The sequence below is a fragment of the Imperialibacter sp. genome (assembly GCF_040222815.1).
In the GTDB taxonomy this organism is placed as follows: Bacteria; Bacteroidota; Bacteroidia; order Cytophagales; family Cyclobacteriaceae; genus Imperialibacter.
Map to the genome: position 1 here is coordinate 202,105 of NZ_JAVKCH010000026.1, position 19,574 is coordinate 221,678.

The following is a 19,574-nucleotide window of genomic DNA, read 5'->3' on the forward strand; positions in this document are numbered from 1 at the left end:
AGTTGGGTAGAATGCCTAATTAGTTTTAATTAATTTTACTTACGAAAGACACCATCAATTATTCATGCAATTAACAGGAAAGAATTTAGTCGGAAATAAACTATCAAGTCTCAATCCCCAAAGCTTCAAAGGACACGGCGGGCACTCAGGCATCGCATTCCACGAAGCAACGGTTGGAGAAGTCGATCAGGCTGTAAACATTGCCCATAAGGCTTTTGGCAGCTACAAAAACACATCGGGCGTAGAAAGAGCGATTTTCCTTGAGCGCATCGCTCAGCTAATCGACGAAAACAAGAGCGAATTAGTAGCCCTCGCCATGACGGAGTCACGACTGCCTGAGGGAAGACTCATGGGAGAAACAGGACGTACTACAGGCCAGTTGAAGCTGTTTGCGTCTCTTCTTAGAGAAGGCTCGTGGGTCAACGCCATGATCGACCCGGCCATTCCTGACCGCCAGCCACTGCCTAAACCTGACGTGCGCCAAATGCAAAGGCCACTTGGCCCGGTGGCTGTTTTTGGCGCCAGCAATTTTCCGTTTGCATTCTCCACAGCGGGTGGCGACACTGCCTCAGCCCTTGCTGCAGGCTGCCCAGTTGTGTGCAAAGCACATCCGGGTCATCCGGCTACTTCCGAGTTGGTGGCATCACTCATCATACAAGCAGGTAACGACACCGGCATGCCGGAAGGCGTTTTCTCCCTGGTACAAGGCGAGGGATATGAAGCGAGCGTTCACCTGGTTTCTCATCAGGCGATAAAAGCAGTAGGATTTACCGGCTCGCTGGGCGGAGGCCGGGCACTTTTCAACGCAGCCGCCAAACGAAACGAACCAATTCCTGTTTACGCAGAAATGGGAAGCGTAAATCCCGTCTTTCTTTTGCCGGAGATATTGGGAAAACAAGCCGCAGAACTTGGGCAGAAGCTAGCTGGCTCTAACCTGATGGGTGCCGGGCAGTTTTGCACCAACCCTGGTGTGATTGTGGCCGTAAAGTCGAAGGCCCAGGAGCAATTTACTGAAGCCTTCAAAACAGCCCTTGAGGCCGCCTCTTCCGACAATATGCTCACGGACAAAGTATTTAGTGGCTACTGTAGCAACCTGGGCAAAATGGCTTCGCTGCGAGGCGTAACACAGCTCGTCGGCGACTTAACCGCAAAAGAAGGTGTTGCTGCTATCCCACACATGTTTCAGGTAGAAGCAAGTGCTTTTATCAACAACCCTGCACTTCAGGAAGAAGTTTTTGGCCCAAGTTCTTTACATGTAGTGGCCGACAACGAAGCACAAATGCAGCAGGTGGCTGATATCCTTCATGGGCAGCTTACAGCAAGCGTTTGGGGCACTGAAAAAGACATGAAGGGGCACTCAGAGCTGATAGGAACACTTGAAAGCAAAGCCGGCAGAGTAATCTTCAACGCACCTCCCACAGGTGTGGAGGTAACCTATGCCATGGTGCATGGTGGCCCCTACCCGGCTACCACCGACAGCAGGTCTACGTCGGTAGGCACCAACGCTATTTATCGTTTTACAAGAGCAGTGTGCTATCAGGGTTATCACCATGCATTGCTGCCTGAGGCGCTGCAAGATGCAAATCCATTGTCCATCACAAGAAAAGTAAACGGGCAGTTTACCGATAAAGCGCTATGAAAAAGCTCCTTCCCTGCCTCATTGGTCTCTGGGCCCTGGCAGGGTGCAGCCAAACAATTAATGAAAACAAGGAAAAAGCGATGCCAGCTAAGGGTACCTATGCTTATGATTCAGCTTTCCTGAAAGCCAACACGTCCTCGGTTTACGAACTAAAATCGTCTGACAGACAGGCACGGGTGCTGCTTTCTGCTGACTATCAGGGGCGGGTGATGACCAGTACTGCCACTGGCGCTTCTGGCAACAGCTATGGCTGGCTCAACTACGACCTGATTGAGTCTGGCGAGTGGAACAAGCAATTCAATCCCGTCGGTGGGGAGGAACGTTTTTGGCTGGGGCCGGAAGGTGGTCAGTTCTCCATCTATTTCAATGAGGGAGCAGAGTTCGACATTAGCAACTGGCAAGTGCCTGGTGTGATTGATACCGTAGCGTACCCTATTGTATCTGCGAACGACACTGAGGTAGTTTTTGGCACAACGGCAATGCTAGTCAACTACAGTGGTGCCGAGTTTGACCTGGCCATCGAGCGAAGTGTTCGGTTGTTATCGAAAGAGGCGCTTGCCACCAGCCTGGGCGTCACCTGGGGAGAAAGCCTCAAGTGGGTGGCTTATGAAACGACAAACAGCATTACCAACAAAGGGGCCAATCAATGGACAAAGGACACGGGTCTGCTGTCGATCTGGCTGCTGGGCATGATGACTCCATCCCCTGAAACGACGGTAATTATTCCGTTCAGGCGAGTGGAGGGTGCGAAAGAATATATCACAGACGACTATTTTGGTGAAATACCTGCGGAAAGGCTAACGGTGATAGACAGCGTGATCTATTTCCAGTGCGACGGTCTTTACCGGAGTAAACTTGGGTTGTCGCCTGTCATTGCCAAGCCAATGGCCGCCAGTTTTGACTTCGCAAAGAATACTCTGACCATCATCAAGTTTCCGGTCGAGCCAAACGGCACCTATGTAAACTCAAAATGGGAAATGCAGGATGAACCTTACAAGGGCGACGTCGTAAACTCTTACAATGATGGCCCAATGGCCGATGGCTCGCAAATGGGGCCTTTTTACGAAATAGAGTCTTCGTCACCAGCCAAAGAACTGGCGCCCGGCGAAACACAGGAACACAAGCAACTGACCTGCCACTTCGAAGGAGAATTCGAAAGCCTTAATGAATTATCTAAACGCCTATTGGGCGTTGACCTAAACGACATAAAAAGTAAGAAAACAACCCTATGAAACTCTTTAAAACTTCCAACCGAATCATTGCTGAATACGAAGGCCAATCTTACCAAATCTCAGAGAGCTGGGATCACGCTGTAAACCACAGCAAGCTGCATGATCATTTGGTGAAATTGGTTAAATCTGCCAAACCTCTTGACTCAGGCATAAAAAAAGACTGGCTCAAAGACGGGTTGAGCGCACCGATTGGCAGCCAGGAAGTATGGGCCTCAGGAGTTACTTACCTCCGAAGCAGAGATGCCAGAATGGAAGAAAGTAAAACCGGTGGCGGCTCTGATTTCTATCAGAAAGTGTATGAAGCAGACAGGCCGGAGCTCTTCTTTAAATCGCTGGCCCACCGGGTAGTTGGGCATGGAGGAGAAGTATACATCAGAAAGGATTCGACCTGGAATGTACCTGAGCCTGAGCTCACCCTTTTCATCAACTCCAAAGGCGAAATTCAGGGCTACACCGTTGGCAATGACATGAGCAGCCGCAGCATCGAGGGAGAAAATCCACTTTATTTACCTCAAGCCAAGTCGTACGAAAAAGCCTGCGCACTGGGCCCTTGTCTTTACGTACCTAAAGAGCCTATTTCGCTGGATACCAATATTGTGATTTCTATCAAAAGAGGTGGCAACGAGGTCTTTCACGAAGAAATTCAGCTCAACAGAATGAAACGTAAGTTTGACGAGTTGGTGGAATACCTATACAGGGCTTGTCATTTTAATCAGGGGGCTTACCTGATGACAGGCACAGGCATCATCCCTCCCAATGAATTTACGCTGGAGCCGAAAGACGTGGTGAGCATTAGCATTGACGGCATCGGGACGCTGGAGAATGTGGTTGGGGTGATTTAAAGACCACAACTTAAGTCTGCTCATCTTGAGAGGAAACTTTTATCTTTGAGATAGAATTATTTTGGAAACAAAAAGTAAATTGAAAGACGGGCAGAAATGAAGATTTTGAAAGCGAAATCAACAGAACCCTTAATGCGGTGGAAACTAAAATTTCCTATTTACATGAAGGCATGAGGGGGGCTTCATGATTCTTTTAAAGAATTTCATGAAGATATTGCTGAATACATGGCATTTTCCACTGAAAAGTATGCAGATCATGAAAAGCGCCTTTCTGCGCTTGAAAAGAAGGTGAAATAGACCGTCAACCCTTTAAAAAGTAACCTACTCCTTACTCCCTACTCCCTCCTCCACTTCTTCTTCTCACTTAGCTTTTTCTTGGCATCGATGCGCCTCTGCACTGCCGCCTTGCCGGGTTTTGTAGGCTTACGGGCTTTCTTTCGCTCAAACGCCTGCTGTATTAGCGAAGAAAGTTTCCTTATTACCTCCTCTTTGTTTTTGAGTTGGGAGCGACTTTCATGCGAGCTAAGCAACAGCTCCCCTTCTTTCGTCAGTTTGTTAGCCAGCTTGCTAAGAAGAATGGCCTTTTGTTCGTCGCTGATCATTGCCGACTCCTGAATGCTCCACCTCAAGGTCACCTTCGTGCTGACTTTGTTCACATGCTGCCCACCCGGCCCGCCACCAGTGGTCGCCGAGAAAACCAGTTCCGAAAGAATGTCTTTTATAGCCGGAGAGGCAGGATAGCTCATTGCACTTTGGATTACTCGCTTAGCTTTTCAATGGGTTCAAGTGTTACTTTTCGGAACTCTACCTCTGAGCCTTCGGCCTGTAACGCAATCTGGCCTTCACTTGCCGTGCAGTCGTAACCATGGTTCACCAGGTCATCATTCACCCACACTTTGATTTCTCTACCAAGGCATTCAACCACCATTTTGTTCCATTCACCCACCGCATTTTCCGAGCCGTCGGTCAAATTCACTATGCGGCGCAGCATGCCTTCCGAAGTACCCCACTTAGCTGGGTCTCCTCTCCTTGCTTCCATATCGTCTACCTTAATATCCTCTCTGATGCACCAGAAGTCGCCGGCATTTTCATGCATCAACTGCGCTTCGATCGACTTGGGGAACATATCGCAGAGCAGGCGTGGCGTTGAAGCATGTAAAATTACGCCACAGTTGCCCGGCTCGCCAGCAAATCGATACTGTACTTCCAGTCTGTAGTTGGAGTAAACCTTATCGGTGATAATATGCCCCTGCGGCGCTGCAAGGTTTACCAGCATGCCGTTTCTAACAATGAACGGGCTTGGCACGGTGTCGTTGCCGTCCATTGCGGGCACGTCGATATGCCAGCCCGTGAAGTCTTTTCCGTTGAAAAGGCTAACTGGTTCAGTCTCTTTTTTGGAACACGCTAAAAAGAAAACAAGGGCCAATAAGATTGAGGTTTGCTTCATGCTTGCATTTTTTTTCAAAATAGCCCCATTTCGGGCATATTCAAAAATATATCGGGGACGCTACATCCGAAAATAAAAATAAAAGCAGGATTTTCCGGACCCTGCTTTTATCACTATGTCACTGCTCCAAACAGCTTTTCATACGTCTTTCCATCGCTTCAATTGATGCTTAATGGCTTCAACTGTCAGTACCACCGCCTCCTCGAATGAATCGGCGTGCTTAGAAGCAAAAAGATCGTTGCCGGGTAAAGAAACCTTTATTTCGCAAACCTTATTCTCCTTGTTATCAAACTTGTCAAGTTTAAGAAACACCCGGCTTTCAACAATCTTATCGCTGATAATTTCGAGCTTTTCCACATGCAACTTCACAAATTCAGTCAGTGAGTCTTTGACATTAAAATTAGGGGTTTCAATGATCGTTTTCATAGAATAACTATTTTAAGGGACATTTTCGAAGCCTTTATCTCTCCGTTCGGAAGCCAAGATATCAGAGGCTTCCCGGTTCAAATATGACACGATTTAACGAGACTGATGATTATTGTCACCTGGTTTTCGGAATTAATTTTTGTGCGCAAAAATTCTTGTGGTTAATCGTCTCCCCAGGCACGACAAAGCTCACCTCGCCGTGCTGACCGAAGTCAGTGCCATTGAAGTAGTTGTGTAGTACCTTGGTTGGGTAACTAAATGACTAAGGCTATGACAACAGGAAAAGCATTATTGGGCGTGGTAGCCGGCATGGCTGCCGGTGCCGCTTTAGGGTTGCTTTTTGCTCCGGAAAAAGGCGAAAAGACAAGGAAAAACATTGTTGACAAAAGCGAAGATTTGGCAGGAACACTCAATCACAAAATTGAACGAAAATTCAATGAGCTAATGGATTCAGTCAACGCCAAACTTGGTAAAGGCAGGCTTGTCAACAGCTCTGTGACTCTGGAGCATGAAAACGTCAAATAGGAGACGCACTTTCGAGGTTTCAAATTAATCCTAAGCAAAGAGTACCATCTAAAAAAAGGGGGCGTCAGGTTAGCCACGGTTCATCTGATGCCCCCTTTTGATTTCTGCTGCCACAGGGCTTATGGACTTCAGCAGCTTTTCACGCCAAAATGCCCCTCCTGTAAATTGCCCCCAATAAGTTGGCTAAAAAGTAATGCGCTTTAGTAAATTCGGTTAATTTAGCCGGATATACTCTCGTCGGGTATTTGACGATTTAATTGCATACTATACTCATAGACTATGACCTACAAGCCTGCAATAGCATTCATGAAAGCTATCATTGCACCACTGTCTTTTGTCCTGCTATTTAGTTTTGGCTGCCAGCCTGAAAAGCCTTATCTCAAGATTTCACAAGGAGCACATATCAGCCTTATTGGAAACAACCTTTGCTCCCGAATGATGAATTACGGTTACTTTGAAACGGAAATGCAGCTCAGATACCCCGACTCACAACTGTACATCAGAAACATGTGCGACGGAGGAGATACCCCCGGGTTCCGGCCCCACTCCGGCCGGGTTTCGCCCTGGGCATTTCCCGGCGCTGAGAAATTCCAAACCGATTTGGCGCAAAACTCCGGCAGCGAAGGACATTTCGAAACTCCTGATGAGTGGCTTGCCCGACATAAAACGGATATTATCATCGCCTGCTTTGGCTTTTCTGAATCTTACGCAGGCCCCGAAGGCGTAGATAATTTCAAGGCCGAGCTTTCTGCTTTCATAGAGCACACATTCTCCCAAAAATATAACGACTCGATCCCGCCTCAGCTTGTGCTTGTGTCGCCCATCGCCTTTCAGGATCTTTCCGACAAATATGATCTCCCCAACGGAGATCAGGAAAACAGAAACCTGAGTCTCTATGCAAACGCCATCAAGGAAATAGCCCTGCAATATCAGGTGCTATTTGTCGACGCTTTTGGGCCTACGCAGCAATGGTTTGCTGAACAGCAATTGACAATAGATGGATTGCAACTTAATGATGAAGGCTATCAAAAATTTTCGAAGCTATTGGCAGATGAAGCCTTTGGAAAAAAGGAAGTTGAAAACGAGAACCTGCGAGCATCCGTAAAAGAAGCCGTTCTGGAAAAAAACTGGTTTTGGCACAACGATTACAAAATCCCCAACGGCGTCCATGTGTTTGGCAGAAGGTACCGTCCGTTTGGCAATGAAAATTATCCGGAAGAGCTCATCAAGGTACGCCAAATGACTGCTATCAGAGATACTGCTATTTGGAAAGTTTTGAAAGGTGAAAAGTATGAGCTGGCGGTTGCAGATGCAAAAACGCAAAAGCTGACGCCGATTGAAACGAACTACACACTTACAGACAATGTGAGGTATCTGTACGGAGATGAGCTAATGAGTCATTTCAAAATGGCACCGGGTTACAAAATTGAGTTGTTTGCCTCCGAAGAAGACTTTCCTGAGCTGGCCAACCCCTCTCAGATTTCCTTTGATAACAAAGGTCGCCTATGGGTGGCTGTAATGCCCACCTACCCGCACTATAAGCCTGGCGACGCAAGGCCCGACGATAAGCTCATTATTCTTGAGGACACCGATGGTGACTTTAAGGCCGATAAGGTAACTGTGTTTGCGGATAAATTACACATCCCGGCTGGCTTCGAATTTGCCCCGGAAGGCGTTTACATTTCACAGGGCACTAACCTGAAGCTGTATACCGACACCGATGGCGACGACAAAGCCGACAAAGTCGAGATCATCCTAAGTGGCTTCGATGACCACGACACTCACCACGTGATCAGCGCCTTCAGTGCGGATCCCTCCGGCGCTATTTATATGGGCGAAGGAGTCTTTTTGCATACAAATGTGGAAACGCCCTATGGCACGGTGAGAGCTACTAATGGAGGTTTTTATCGCTACAATCCGCAAAGAAAACGACTCGAAAGAACGGCTCAGCTTTCCATTCCTAACCCTTGGGGCATCGCCTTTGACGAATGGGGGCAAAACTTCTTCGCTCACACTTCAGGCCCTGATGTGAACTGGATGATGCCTGGCTCAATCAAGTCGAAATATGGACTGGCTAACCCAGGATCGAGAAACCTGATTGAAGACAAGCACAGGGTGCGCCCCACTTCCGGACTGGAGTTTGTGCATAGCAGGCACTTTCCTGATGAAGTGCAGGGCGACATGTTGATCAACAATACCATTGGCTTCCTGGGCACCAAAATGCACCAGGTAATGGACGATGGCACAGGCTTCAAAACCAAACACAGACTTGATCTTGTCGTCAGCGACGACCCTAACTTCCGTCCTGTGGATATGGAATTTGCTCCGGATGGCTCGCTTTATCTCGCCGACTGGCATAACGTGCTGGTGGGCCACATGCAGCACAACGCCCGTGATCCCCTGCGTGACCATGTGCATGGCAAAATCTACCGCATCACCTACCCTTCCCGGCCACTAGTAACTCCCGCCAAGGTCGACGGAGCAAGTATAGAAGAATTGCTCGATAACCTGAAGCTGCCTGAATACCGCAGCCGCTACAGAAGCAGAAGAGAGTTGAGGGAAAGAGAAACTGATAAGGTACTGGCCGCCATCGAAAAATGGACAAATGAGTTGGATAAAACAGACCCAAATTATGAGCGATTCCTGCTTGAGGGGTTATGGGCATCGTGGGGAATGAATGCCATCGACCTCAAGCTATTGAGAACGTTGCTAAAGGCTGATGATTATAAAGTAAGAACAGCCGCCGTTCGGGTGCTTCGTTACACTGGGCACCAGGTGTCTGAGCAGGCTGGCTTGCTGAAAATGGCTGCCGCCGATGACAATAGCAGGGTTCGCCTGGAAGCCATTGTGGCTGCTTCGTGGCTGGATGACGATGCGGCGAAGGAGATTCTGGCAGTAGCTGCCCAGAAACCCCTGGATGATTGGATGGAGAAGCCGTACCAGGCCATTTTGGATCACATGGTGCCTTACAAGCCCGAAATCGCTGGCAACGAGCTGGTGCCACCAATGTTGTCGAAGGAAGAACAACAGTTATTCCTTGCGGGAAAGGAAATTTACATGAGAGATGGCTATTGCAGCACCTGCCATCAGCCTGACGGAAAAGGGCTGGAAGCGTCAGGCTTTCCCCCTTTGTCAGGTAACGAGTGGGTGCAGGGCAGCGAAGAGCGACTCATCAAAATCACCTTAAAGGGATTGTATGGCCCGATAACGGTGGCCGGAAAAGACTACCCCGGCCAGGTGCCAATGACACCGTTCGGCGGACTGCTGAATGATCAGGAAATAGCCGCCGTGCTTACCTACGTAAGAAGCTCGTTCGGAAATCTTGCCGACGCTGTTACTACAGAAACAGTCAAGCAGGTGCGGGAGTCTTCTAAAGATAAATCTGGGTTCTATACTCCGGAGGAATTGCTAAAAGAGCATCCACACGAAAATGACAAGTAAATGACCTAACGAGCCAATTTGTGAAATGAGTAAACTCACTACGTTGAATTATTAATTAAGCACTGGCGGTTGACCAGTCGACTACAAAACACAATACTTACTAACAATGAAGATTTCGATACACAACTGGATGCGGGCAGAAACCATTGAGGAAACCGTCAACCGGATAGCCAAACTGGGCTACGACAGCCTTGAAATTCAGGGAAGCCCCGAACTGTACGACACAAAAAAGGTAAAACGGCTGCTGGATGATGCAGGCATCAGTTGCTGGGGCTCTGTTACACTGATGCTTGAGCAGCGCAACCTGCTGGCTAAGGAAAAAAAGCAAAGAGCCGATTCTGTCCAATATGTGAAAGACGTGGTGAGAATGGTGGCGGAACTCGATGGCCACATGGTGTCTGTAGTGCCGTCTACGGTGGGGAAGATCTTGCCCGAAGGCAAACCCGAAGAAGACTGGAAATACGCCGTTGATAGCATGAAGCAGGTGTATGAGTATGCAGAAAGCGTTGGCATTCTGCTTGGAATAGAGCCCATCAACCGTTTTGAGACCTATTTCATCAACCGTGGCGACCAGGCACTCGCACTTGCCAAAGAAGTTGGCCCCAAATGCGGCGTTTGCCTCGACACCTTCCATATGAACATTGAGGAAGATGAAATCCTCCCAGCTATTCGTCGTGCCAAAGGCAAATTAATTGGCTTTCACGTGGCTGACAACAACAGGATGGCCCCTGGCATGGGCAAGCTGGATTGGGCGAGCATCGTCAAAACACTGGGCGAAATTGGTTACGACGATGTGTTGTCGGTTGAGTTTTGCTCCCCGCTCGACAGAACACCGGCCAATCCTTATCCCAATTCTATTGACGAATCGCCCAAAGGATTGAGTCCAGAACAAAAAAAGTTTCTCGAAGACCATGGCAGCTCAGCCGTAACCGACGAATTCTACACCATGCTTACCCAAAAATCCATCGAAACGCTCAGACCACTGATATGAAAATAAAAAACGTTGAAGCCTTCTGGCTTCGTTGCCCGATACCACCAGCCAAGCAGCACCGTTCAGACTACGGTCTGCTCACTGAATTCGACATGACCCTCGTGGTTGTCACAACAGAAAGCGGCTTGCAAGGCTTTGGCGAAGCCAAGGCCGCTGTAGGCTCATCAGGTTCCTGTGCCTCCATCGTCAGTTGTGTAGAAAATGAGTTGAAGCCTATTTTAGTAGGCCAGGACGTCCGCAATATCTCCAGGCTGTGGGAAATGATCTACAACGGCACCCGTGACCACTATGCACTAGACAGGGGCCGTAAGTTCCCCATTCTTGGGCGTCGTGGCCTGACTGTTTCGGCCATGAGCGGGGTTGATACCGCCTTGTGGGACATTAAGGGCAAAATGCTGGGTGTACCGGTTGTCGAGTTGCTTGGCGGAGCCTGTCGTGACAGCATGCCAGCCTATGCCAGTGGTGGCTGGGCAGGTGCTGACAAAATAGGCGAGCAGCTGCTGAGCTACACGGCAAAAGGCTTCAAAGGAGTAAAAATGCGGGTCGGCATCATGGACAATACCGTACACGAAAGCATCAAGCGGGTAAAGGCTGCCAGAGAAGCACTCGGCGATAGCATCAAACTCATGACAGATGCCCATGGCACCTTCAGTGTGCCAGAAGCAAAGCAGTTCTGCCGGGGCGTGGAAGACTGCAACCTCTACTGGTTCGAGGAGCCCATTAGTCCCGACAACAAAGTGGGAACAGCTGAGGTAAGGGCTTCTACCGCCATTCCCATAGCCGCCGGAGAAAGCGAATACACTGTGTTTGACGTGCGTGACCTGATCGACCTCAGAGCCCTGGATGTAGTGCAGCCCGACTCTGCCATCATTGGCGGCATCACAGAAGCCATGAGAACCGCTCATTTGGCCAACACCTATCAACTTGAGCTGGCTCCTCACTGCTGGGGATCAGCGTTTTCATTCATGGCTGGGGTGAACGTTGCCTTTGCAGCACCTGCAGCGACGATCATTGAGTTTTCACTCGGAGGAAATCCGATGATGTACGATCTGGTAGAAGAAAACATTGAGGCTGTTGATGGCCAAATAGCGGCCCCAACCGCTCCCGGCCTGGGCCTCACTCCCAACTGGGATTTTGTAAAAGAGTTTAAACAAACCGTTCGATAATCATGGCAAAAGCAATTGGAATTAACCACGTAGCGCTGGTTGTAAAAAATCTGGAGGAAACCAGCAAATTCTACGAAGAAGAGCTGGGACTGGAAGTCATTCCGGCTTTCTTGTTCGACTACCCTACCGCCTTTTTCAAAATCAACGCCACGCAGCAGCTTCACCTCACTGAATGGGAAGATGAACATTCATTCCGTGGGCATGTTTGTATGCAAGTGGATGATATCAACAAGATCTTCTGGCGCATGAAAGAGCTGGGGGTAATAGATACTTCCCCCTGGGGCAAAGTGCGCCAACTCCCAGATGGGCCCATTCAGATGTTTGTTCGTGACCCATCAGGCAACCTAGTAGAGCTTTCTTCGCCTCCGGGCTTTGCTATCGACCCGAAGATTTTTGAGGACGAGCTGTTCCAGGCAGGCATTTATGTTTCCGGCAGAAATGACTTCAGAGGATACAAATCAAAAGACGCCACGCTTTACCACAAATAACCGTATGCACAATATCCTTCTACTGGAAACCGTGGCCGATGATGCCCTGGAGATTCTTCAAAAGGCTGCCGATGTCAATATTCTGGCTGCTTATGAGCCGGGCTTTGACTTGTCGGCTATTTCAAATCATCTGGTCGATGCCATAGTTACCAGAGGCAAGGGCCAGGTCAACCCAAAGTTAATGGATGCTTGTCCGGCCCTGAAGGTAGCAGGACGTTGTGGTGTGGGCCTCGATAATCTGGACGTCGCCTATGCAACCTCCAAAGGTATCAAAATAGTGAATGCACCAGGCTCCAATGCCCAAACCATCGCCGAGCACACCATGTCACTGATGATGATGATGCAAAGAAACCTTTTCAGGTCAGTGGCGGAAGTAAAAGCTGGCAACTGGGGCTGGCGCAATCAGTTTGAGGGCGACGAGATTTACGGCAAAACGCTGGGCATACTGGGGTTGGGTAATATCGGCAAGAAAGTAGCTGCCATGGCCACCGCCTTTGGTATGAAGGTGATTTACTGGGATCAGGCAGAAGCGGCGAACGTGCCCTACACCTTCAAATCATTTGAAGAGGTAATTACCGAGGCAGATGTCATCACACTTCATGTGCCTCTTTTGCCTGAAACAAAGGAGCTCATCAATGCGGCAACACTTAGTAAGATGAAAAAAAGTGCCTTGCTGATCAACACCGCCCGTGGGCCGATCATTGATCAGCAAGCTCTATACGAGGCGCTGAAGAACGGAACTATCGCTGGCTTTGCTGCTGATGTGTTAACAGAAGAACCTCCAGCTAAAGATGAACCTTTGCTCACACTTCCCAATGCGCTTATTACCGCTCATGTGGGCAGCCTTACCAGCCGCACCTACACCAAAATGTGCGTCGATACTGTGAACAATGTACTGGCCATTGTGAGAGGGCAGCAACCCATGGAGGGATGCGTTTTTAATAGGAAGGAGTTGGCCGACAGGTAAATCGGTCAGGCGACACCATTAATTTCAAGAAAGACTTTTCCTTATAAAAGGCGTTCAAGCGGGCGACGTCCCTCCCATGTGCCTTCCGAGCGAATGGGCTGAAACCTGGCAAATAACTCTTCCTTGTACCATTTTAAAGCCTTTGTCTTGGTAATAGCTACACGATGATGTTCGCTTTCATAAGCGAATCTTCGCAGCGATGCCTCATCCGCCCAAACGCTATAGGTAGCCATCTGCACGATCGGCAGCTCTCCCATTCCTTTTGTGTAAACAAGCCCACTGTTAGCCTTCAAATCCTTTTGGGAAACAGGTACATATCGCCAGAAATCAAGAAGCTTTTGCCATTTGATGGTTGCACGGGTGACAGCAATAACAGAACCAGACGGCCCGGAACTGGGAGTTGGTTCAAATGGGTTAACCCCACTCCAACGACCATGAGAACTGGTATTCACCATGTAGGTCGTCCACACCTCGCTGGCACGCTCCCGATAACGATCAACGATCTGCGACCTGGCAAAGAATGCCTTAGCATCATCTTCACTTCGCCAAACCTGCAAAAGAATGTAGGTGGAAAAATCGGGAAAAGCATTAAAACTACTCCCCCTGCCAGTGCCCATGAGCTTATAGAAGGTATTACCTTTTATTCTGCCAAGGTGGCTGTGAGCTAATTGCATCATTGATAGAGCCCAAAACTTATCGGCAAAACTATTGAATCGAAAACATGTGATGGTGGTGACTTGTGACATGGCATCATAACATCTCGTAAACGAATAATGTTAAGACAACAACGTGTGATTTGAACAAGTCTACCTGATTGATCAACCTATTTAATCAGCGATACCCAAGCGATATGACTCCAAACTGTGCTGCCATATCCGAAACTCTCAAGCCGTGCGATTGAACTCTTATGCATAAGTATCAATTACTTTGTGTCGGTTGCCAGAATTATTCCCTTATATTTGCCTCTCCTCCAGCTCGTTGAAAAGCTTATCCCTCATTCTTAGCTTTTACTCTACCAGATACTTTTCTTTCTTATGTCGCCGTCGAGGACTGTTGGGATTTTTTTCGCTATATCTTTTTTATTGACGACCATTGACGCCGTCGGCTGGCAGCAAGGCAGCCCCGTGGTAAATTTTGGTAGAGAAGCAGATCGTTCCGGGGGTGCAGTAACTGCCATTGAAATCGATAATCAGGGTTTAATGTATTTTGGTACTTCCAGGGGTGTGGTTGTTTATGATGGGGAATCGTGGCAGGAAATTGACCTTGGCGGAAAAGGAAACACCCACAGCATCACTTATGACAGCCTAACTGACCGAATCTACATTGGTGGCACCAAGTATTTCGGCTACCTGAAGAGAGACAGAACCACCCGCTTTTCATACGTCGATTTGTCGATGGAAATCTCAGAAAAACACCCCTTTAAAGACGTCTGGCAAGTTTTTAGGTTCAACAATGACATCTACTTCATGACGCCGGAGGGGCGCTTTGTTTACACTTCCGACTCTGTTACTTATCTAAACTTCCCCGAATCTTATTTCTTTCGGGTAGGGTCAACAGTTTACTTATCCGAAACAAACGGAGCATTGAGCATATTTCAGAATGGCGTGCTTGTGCAAACGTTGGATCAAAATCCATATTCGAAAACCCCTGCTTTCCAGGTACTCTCACTAGACGAGCAGCACGACTTAATCCTTTACCCACAATCCTCTCCATTGGTAAGAAACTTAGAGAATGGAAGCATTTCGGTCTACGAAGAGTCCCTTACTTCTTTGATTAATAAGCATTGGTTGTACAACGCCATCAGCCTTTCGAACAACTTACTGGCTATTGCCACCTGGACAGACGGTGTGTTTATTACTGACGAAAAAGGACAGGTCATTCGCAAGTTCACAATCGAGGATCGACTCATGTCAAATGAAGTTTACGAAATGAAGAAGGGGCCACAGGGAAATCTGTGGCTAGCCACGGCGTATGGCATCTCGATGATCTATATGACAAAGGCGTTCCCCGACACAGCATTCGAACGTATTAATCCGTTTCCATCGCAAATTTCGTCGTTCGTATACGATTATGACTCAATTGCCTACACCACACAAAAGTATGATACAGCCAAACTTTTCAAACCTGCAACTATAATAAAGATCAACTTTAGCAACCCGGGAGCCGATTACTACACGCCTCAGACCTACCAATACCGACTGCTCAACTATGACACAGCCTGGTATCCAACAACCGAGCCAATGGCCGTTTTTGACAACCTGCCAAACGGAAAATATGTCTTTCAGGTAAAGGATGCGAGCAGCGATTTGCAGCCAGCTGAACTCGTCATCATTGTGGCCGTGCCTCTGCTGGCCTTTGTAAAAGGGCCATTGGGGTATGCATTTTTAGCTATGGTAGTTCTCGGACTAACCATTGTGGGTATTATATACAGGGCAAAGCGCATGCGCAAAAACCTGGCCACACTGGTAGCAAAAAAAACAGAAGAGGTGACCAGGCACGAGCAACAACTACTCCGCAGCAACCGTGACCTGATGGCAGTAAACGAGGAATTGGACACCTTCCTTTACCGGTCGTCGCACGATCTCATAGCACCGGTAAAATCCATCAGAGGCCTTCTTTACCTCTTGAAGGTATCCAAAGATGAACTTCCTCAGTATCTGGACTTGATGGAGAACAGAATCTTAAGATTAGAAAACACCCTGCTAGAAATTAATAGCTATGTAAAAAACAGCAAAAGTGAACCACTAGCGACAAATATTCGGCTTCATAGCCTGGTCAATGAGGTCTGGGCAGATATTGAGTTTATTGAACATGCCGACAAGCTCACATTCAAGAATGAAGTCGACCGTGACCTGGAAATAGAATCTGATCCCGGACTCTGGAAAATGGTCATCCACAATCTCCTGATCAACGCTATAAAATACCACGACGGTCGTAAGGAAAGACCTTTCGTGCGTGTTTGGCATACAATTGAAAATGGTGTATTTACCTTAAAAGTACAAGATAACGGACAGGGAATAGTGTCGGAATTCTTGCCCCGGGTATATGACATGTTCTTCCGGGCAAATGAAAGTTCAAAAGGGTCGGGTCTTGGGCTCTTTTTGGTTAAAAAAATGGTCGACAAGTTGGGCGGAACGATCAATATAGAGTCAGAATACGCCAAAGGAACGCTGGTATCGGTTAGTTCGTCTACCCTTTCCTTCAAGGTTAATGAAGCCAAAAAGAGGTCAAAACCGACAACTCACCTACTGTAAGGCAACAATGTAGAACGTTAGCTGCCTACAGCAGATGATGAAGGGCTGTTCGGGGAGCAGTGGCTTCAGAAATCTAATATGGGAACTATGTTGTCTATTACCATTTGCTACATCTCCCTCATCAATTCTGCAAAAAGCTCATACGACCTTAGCCGATCTTGAGGGCTGTACATATGGCTGGCAACCATAATTTCGTTTACTCCAGTCTTTTGCAGAAAATCGATGGTCTTTTCTTTCACCGTCTCTTTGCTGCCCACAAAGGCATACTGTAGAAACCGCTGGAAAGCAGGCTCGCTCATAAATGCTTTCATTTGGGGTTCCAATGGCGCAGGTGGTCTCAACTGATCACGTTTGTTTGTGAGTATGCCTAACACCATCCTCACCAGCGATGACGCCAGCAGCTCTGCTTGCTGATCGGTGTCGGCGGCAATCACATTGACGCAGGCAATTGTATAGGGCTCCTGAAGCGCTTCCGAGGGCTGAAATTCGTTGTAGTAGACATTGAGTGCCTCAAAAAGGTGTGTAGGTGCAAAATGGCTGGCAAAGGCATAAGGAAGCCCTTTTCTGGCCGCAAGGTGGGCACTATCAGTGCTGGAACCAAGAATGTACAAAGGCACATCCACCCCTTCAGCTACGTAGGCCCTCACCTTTTCGTCGGCATTGTCGTCGGTAAAATATTGCTGAATCTCTCCAACTTCCTCAGGAAACCGGTAAGCAGCGTGCATTCGCTCCCTGCGAATGGCGTATGCTGTTTCCTGATCGGTACCAGGCGCTCGGCCGAGACCAAGGTCAATTCTATGAGGAAACAATGACCCCAGCGTACCAAACTGTTCCGCCACGATAAGCGGCGCATGGTTTGGCAGCATGATGCCCCCTGAGCCAACCCTGATACTTTTTGTTCCACCAGCAATATGACCTATAAGCACTGGTGTTGCTGAACTGGCTATACTGACCATGTTGTGGTGCTCAGCCATCCAAAAGCGGGTGTATCCCCACTTTTCAGCATGTTGTGCCAACAACAAACTGTTTTTAAAAACCTCGCCTGTAGATGATCCTTCAGGCACCGACGCTAACTCCAGGATGGAGTAAGGCACTTTTCCTTTCTTCATATTCACACCAGACCAATTGTATCAATAGGCAAATGAAAAAAGGGTTGGGATGGTTCACATGACGAGCTACTATTTCATTTTAACGGCTTTCGAATCAACACCCTCTCCGATCAGCATTTGTTTAGTCGGGCTGGAAAAGTCTGCTTTTAAAAAAGTCAGGTTATTAGTTTTGGCACCCTGAATGGAAACTGGCTTTCCCTCGCCAGACACCACTTTGAATCCCGAGAAGGTAAGGTTATGTGAATTGTAGATGGTGAAAGGGTTTCCTTCTGCTACCACCACTGTGACATCCTTGAAACTCATCCCATCCGCATCAATGATAGAAACACCCTTCTTGCCAGATAGATAAACATTGTCGAGGTTCACATTTTTAAGATTCATTTCAGGCAGTCCCTGGAAAAAACCCGCCACACCAGAATTGACCGATCGGATATTCTTCATATAAATGCCTTTGAACGAAGGAGTTTCCTCTGTTACCGGCACGGGCGTGTCGTCGATCTCTGGCGCCTCCTGATCGTCCTCCAAAATGGGTGACTGCCCACCATAAAAAAGATTGAAGCGAATAGGCTCGGCGGCAATATCGTACATATCAATGTCGGAGATGTAGACGTTCTCCACCACGCCACCACGTCCCCTGGTGCTTTTGAATCGTAAGCCACAGTCAGTACCAATGAAAGTGCATTTTGACACATGTACATTCTTTACCCCACCCGACATTTCACTACCAACGGTAAACCCACCATGACCATGATAAACGATGTTATTGAACACCACCAGGTTTTCGGTAGGGATTCCCCGCTTTCTGCCATCAACATCTTTTCCTGATTTGATGCAAATGGCGTCATCGCCCACATCAAACGAATTGTTGTACACCCAGGTGTTTTTACACGATTCGATGTCAATACCATCTCCGTTTTGCGAATACCACGGGTTACGCACAGTCAGGTTTCTTACGATCAGGTTCTCGCACATGAGCGGATGTATGTTCCATGCGGGTGAATTTTGAAAAGTCGGCCCATCGAGCATTACATTCCTGGAGTTCCGAATGCTGATCATCACCGGTCTCAAAAAGTCTTTGTACTCCTTCAGTTCATCCATTGATGCGTTGTCAGGGACATTGAAATTACTGGTCGCCTCCACCCCTTTCTTAAAGCTTTCTGACGGATACCAGGTATTCCCGTCGTCGCTTACCAGTCCATCGCCGGTCACGATCTCCTTCCACTGCTGGCTCGAGACTTTGCTTCTTTTCACTAGCCGCCAGGCATCCCCGTTGCCATCGATAACACCTTTTCCAGTGATAGAGATGTTTTCCACCTCAAGAGCATTGATCGGCGATATGCATCTGTAGGTATCAAGTCCTTCAAAGCTCGTGGCCACTATGGGGTACAGCGTTTTGTCGTCCGAAAAAAGAATAAGGGCTCCTTCCTCCACGTGTAAATTGAGGTTGCTTTTAAGCGTGATCGGCCCTGTCAGCCAAATACCTCTCGGAACCACCAGGTGTCCCCCTCCCTTGCTCACAATAGCCTCAATTGCTTTTGCAAAGGCGTCGGTATTGAGTGTAGCTCCATCAGGCACACCACCAAAATCCATCAGACTCACCCGATAGTTCGGAATAACAGGCTCCGTCATTTTGGGCATGTCGAATTCGACCTGGGGAAATGAAACGTCTGCCTGGCCAAATGAAAGCTGCGAAACAAGGAGGCATAGTATAAGTAGTTTGACTTTCATAGAGATATCTGAGTAAAGATGTCTGAAAACACGACTGGCGGCAAATCAATACCACCCTGCGTTAATTAACAAACAATGATTTAAATGCGTTAAACCAACGCAAACGAGATGTCAGCTAACCAGCAGGCATCAAGATAGAGACGAATATGACGGAGCGCCCACCTACAGAAGATAACATCGGTGGTGGGAAAAACATCAATGAAAGCAATAAAGATAACCCTTTCTGCTAGCTAGCACGGCACGATTGCATACGCTTTTTCAGCGACGCAATTTGCTGATTGATCATATAGTAGGAAAAGGGTCGATGTATGAAGTACAT

General features: G+C 48.0%; 16 protein-coding genes. 10 read left to right on the forward strand and 6 right to left on the reverse strand.

Translation table 11 applies throughout. The annotated features are described in order from the left end of the window. The first annotated feature begins 64 nt into the window (after window positions 1-64). Genes RIF36_RS14625 through RIF36_RS14635 form a run of 3 tightly spaced genes read left to right on the forward strand, consistent with a single transcriptional unit; the run spans window position 65 to window position 3,713 of the window. Entirely contained in the window at window positions 65-1,639 is a 1,575-nt protein-coding gene (locus tag RIF36_RS14625) for an aldehyde dehydrogenase (NADP(+)) (RefSeq protein WP_350122411.1), read from the forward strand. After that, window positions 1,636-2,871, forward strand: coding sequence for a DUF6786 family protein (locus tag RIF36_RS14630; RefSeq protein WP_350122413.1), 1,236 nt, complete (start codon window positions 1,636-1,638; stop codon window positions 2,869-2,871). Before RIF36_RS14625 ends, RIF36_RS14630 begins: the two co-directional genes overlap by 4 nt. Next, window positions 2,868-3,713: a fumarylacetoacetate hydrolase family protein gene (locus tag RIF36_RS14635; protein ID WP_350122415.1), complete on the forward strand. Its 846-nt coding sequence runs from the start codon at window positions 2,868-2,870 to the stop codon at window positions 3,711-3,713. Before RIF36_RS14630 ends, RIF36_RS14635 begins: the two co-directional genes overlap by 4 nt. Before the next feature lie 335 nt (window positions 3,714-4,048). Here RIF36_RS14635 and arfB read toward each other — a convergent pair whose 3' ends face one another. The 3 genes from arfB to RIF36_RS14650 form a co-directional block, all read right to left on the reverse strand. Continuing rightward, entirely contained in the window at window positions 4,049-4,459 is a 411-nt protein-coding gene (gene arfB, locus RIF36_RS14640) for an alternative ribosome rescue aminoacyl-tRNA hydrolase ArfB (RefSeq protein ID WP_350122417.1), read from the reverse strand. A gap of 11 nt (window positions 4,460-4,470) precedes the next feature. Then, window positions 4,471-5,160: a 3-keto-disaccharide hydrolase gene (locus tag RIF36_RS14645; RefSeq protein WP_350122419.1), complete on the reverse strand. Its 690-nt coding sequence runs from the start codon at window positions 5,158-5,160 to the stop codon at window positions 4,471-4,473. Window positions 5,161-5,298: 138 nt separating this feature from the next. After that, entirely contained in the window at window positions 5,299-5,586 is a 288-nt protein-coding gene (locus tag RIF36_RS14650; protein WP_350095858.1) for an HPF/RaiA family ribosome-associated protein, read from the reverse strand. Window positions 5,587-5,856: 270 nt separating this feature from the next. On the opposite strand from RIF36_RS14650, the gene RIF36_RS14655 reads away from it, so the two are divergent. The 6 genes from RIF36_RS14655 (at window position 5,857) to RIF36_RS14680 (ending at window position 13,164) form a co-directional block, all read left to right on the forward strand. Beyond that, on the forward strand, window positions 5,857-6,111 hold the full coding sequence (locus RIF36_RS14655; protein ID WP_350122421.1) for a YtxH domain-containing protein: 255 nt from the start codon (window positions 5,857-5,859) through the stop codon (window positions 6,109-6,111). Window positions 6,112-6,417: 306 nt separating this feature from the next. Continuing rightward, a complete protein-coding gene (locus tag RIF36_RS14660) occupies window positions 6,418-9,552 on the forward strand; it encodes a PVC-type heme-binding CxxCH protein (protein ID WP_350122423.1) in 3,135 nt (1,044 codons plus the stop codon). A 106-nt stretch (window positions 9,553-9,658) separates the two neighbouring features. Beyond that, on the forward strand, window positions 9,659-10,543 hold the full coding sequence (locus RIF36_RS14665) for a sugar phosphate isomerase/epimerase family protein (RefSeq protein WP_350122425.1): 885 nt from the start codon (window positions 9,659-9,661) through the stop codon (window positions 10,541-10,543). Continuing rightward, window positions 10,540-11,709, forward strand: a complete 1,170-nt coding sequence (locus RIF36_RS14670; protein WP_350095864.1) for a mandelate racemase/muconate lactonizing enzyme family protein — start codon at window positions 10,540-10,542, stop codon at window positions 11,707-11,709. Before RIF36_RS14665 ends, RIF36_RS14670 begins: the two co-directional genes overlap by 4 nt. Before the next feature lie 2 nt (window positions 11,710-11,711). Continuing rightward, window positions 11,712-12,197, forward strand: a complete 486-nt coding sequence (locus RIF36_RS14675) for a VOC family protein (protein ID WP_350074125.1) — start codon at window positions 11,712-11,714, stop codon at window positions 12,195-12,197. A 4-nt stretch (window positions 12,198-12,201) separates the two neighbouring features. Further along, window positions 12,202-13,164 (forward strand): hydroxyacid dehydrogenase, encoded by a 963-nt coding sequence (locus RIF36_RS14680; RefSeq protein WP_350122427.1) that lies wholly within the window; start codon window positions 12,202-12,204, stop codon window positions 13,162-13,164. Between the two features lie 41 nt (window positions 13,165-13,205). Here RIF36_RS14680 and RIF36_RS14685 read toward each other — a convergent pair whose 3' ends face one another. Next, window positions 13,206-13,841, reverse strand: coding sequence for a spheroidene monooxygenase (locus tag RIF36_RS14685; protein WP_350122429.1), 636 nt, complete (start codon window positions 13,839-13,841; stop codon window positions 13,206-13,208). A 405-nt stretch (window positions 13,842-14,246) separates the two neighbouring features. On the opposite strand from RIF36_RS14685, the gene RIF36_RS14690 reads away from it, so the two are divergent. Further along, complete coding sequence (locus tag RIF36_RS14690) at window positions 14,247-16,418, forward strand: sensor histidine kinase (RefSeq protein ID WP_350122431.1); 2,172 nt, start codon at window positions 14,247-14,249, stop codon at window positions 16,416-16,418. A 107-nt stretch (window positions 16,419-16,525) separates the two neighbouring features. Here RIF36_RS14690 and RIF36_RS14695 read toward each other — a convergent pair whose 3' ends face one another. Both RIF36_RS14695 and RIF36_RS14700 read right to left on the reverse strand, forming a co-directional pair. Next, window positions 16,526-17,527, reverse strand: coding sequence for an LLM class flavin-dependent oxidoreductase (locus RIF36_RS14695; RefSeq protein WP_350122433.1), 1,002 nt, complete (start codon window positions 17,525-17,527; stop codon window positions 16,526-16,528). 69 nt (window positions 17,528-17,596) lie between these two features. Next, window positions 17,597-19,255 carry a glycoside hydrolase family 28 protein gene (locus RIF36_RS14700; RefSeq protein ID WP_350122435.1) on the reverse strand — a complete coding sequence of 553 codons (1,659 nt, stop codon included), beginning with the start codon at window positions 19,253-19,255 and terminating at the stop codon, window positions 17,597-17,599. Window positions 19,256-19,574 lie beyond the last annotated feature (319 nt).

Excerpts from the sequence above, each read along its gene's own strand:
- RIF36_RS14625 (WP_350122411.1), top strand. The coding sequence starts at position 65 with ATGCAATTAACAGGAAAGAATTTAGTCGGAAATAAACTATCAAGTCTC.
- RIF36_RS14630 (WP_350122413.1), top strand. The coding sequence starts at position 1,636 with ATGAAAAAGCTCCTTCCCTGCCTCATTGGTCTCTGGGCCCTGGCAGGG.
- RIF36_RS14635 (WP_350122415.1), top strand. The coding sequence starts at position 2,868 with ATGAAACTCTTTAAAACTTCCAACCGAATCATTGCTGAATACGAAGGC.
- arfB (WP_350122417.1), bottom strand. The coding sequence starts at position 4,459 with ATGAGCTATCCTGCCTCTCCGGCTATAAAAGACATTCTTTCGGAACTG.
- RIF36_RS14645 (WP_350122419.1), bottom strand. The coding sequence starts at position 5,160 with ATGAAGCAAACCTCAATCTTATTGGCCCTTGTTTTCTTTTTAGCGTGT.
- RIF36_RS14650 (WP_350095858.1), bottom strand. The coding sequence starts at position 5,586 with ATGAAAACGATCATTGAAACCCCTAATTTTAATGTCAAAGACTCACTG.
- RIF36_RS14655 (WP_350122421.1), top strand. The coding sequence starts at position 5,857 with ATGACAACAGGAAAAGCATTATTGGGCGTGGTAGCCGGCATGGCTGCC.
- RIF36_RS14660 (WP_350122423.1), top strand. The coding sequence starts at position 6,418 with ATGAAAGCTATCATTGCACCACTGTCTTTTGTCCTGCTATTTAGTTTT.
- RIF36_RS14665 (WP_350122425.1), top strand. The coding sequence starts at position 9,659 with ATGAAGATTTCGATACACAACTGGATGCGGGCAGAAACCATTGAGGAA.
- RIF36_RS14670 (WP_350095864.1), top strand. The coding sequence starts at position 10,540 with ATGAAAATAAAAAACGTTGAAGCCTTCTGGCTTCGTTGCCCGATACCA.
- RIF36_RS14675 (WP_350074125.1), top strand. The coding sequence starts at position 11,712 with ATGGCAAAAGCAATTGGAATTAACCACGTAGCGCTGGTTGTAAAAAAT.
- RIF36_RS14680 (WP_350122427.1), top strand. The coding sequence starts at position 12,202 with ATGCACAATATCCTTCTACTGGAAACCGTGGCCGATGATGCCCTGGAG.
- RIF36_RS14685 (WP_350122429.1), bottom strand. The coding sequence starts at position 13,841 with ATGATGCAATTAGCTCACAGCCACCTTGGCAGAATAAAAGGTAATACC.
- RIF36_RS14695 (WP_350122433.1), bottom strand. The coding sequence starts at position 17,527 with ATGAAGAAAGGAAAAGTGCCTTACTCCATCCTGGAGTTAGCGTCGGTG.
- RIF36_RS14700 (WP_350122435.1), bottom strand. The coding sequence starts at position 19,255 with ATGAAAGTCAAACTACTTATACTATGCCTCCTTGTTTCGCAGCTTTCA.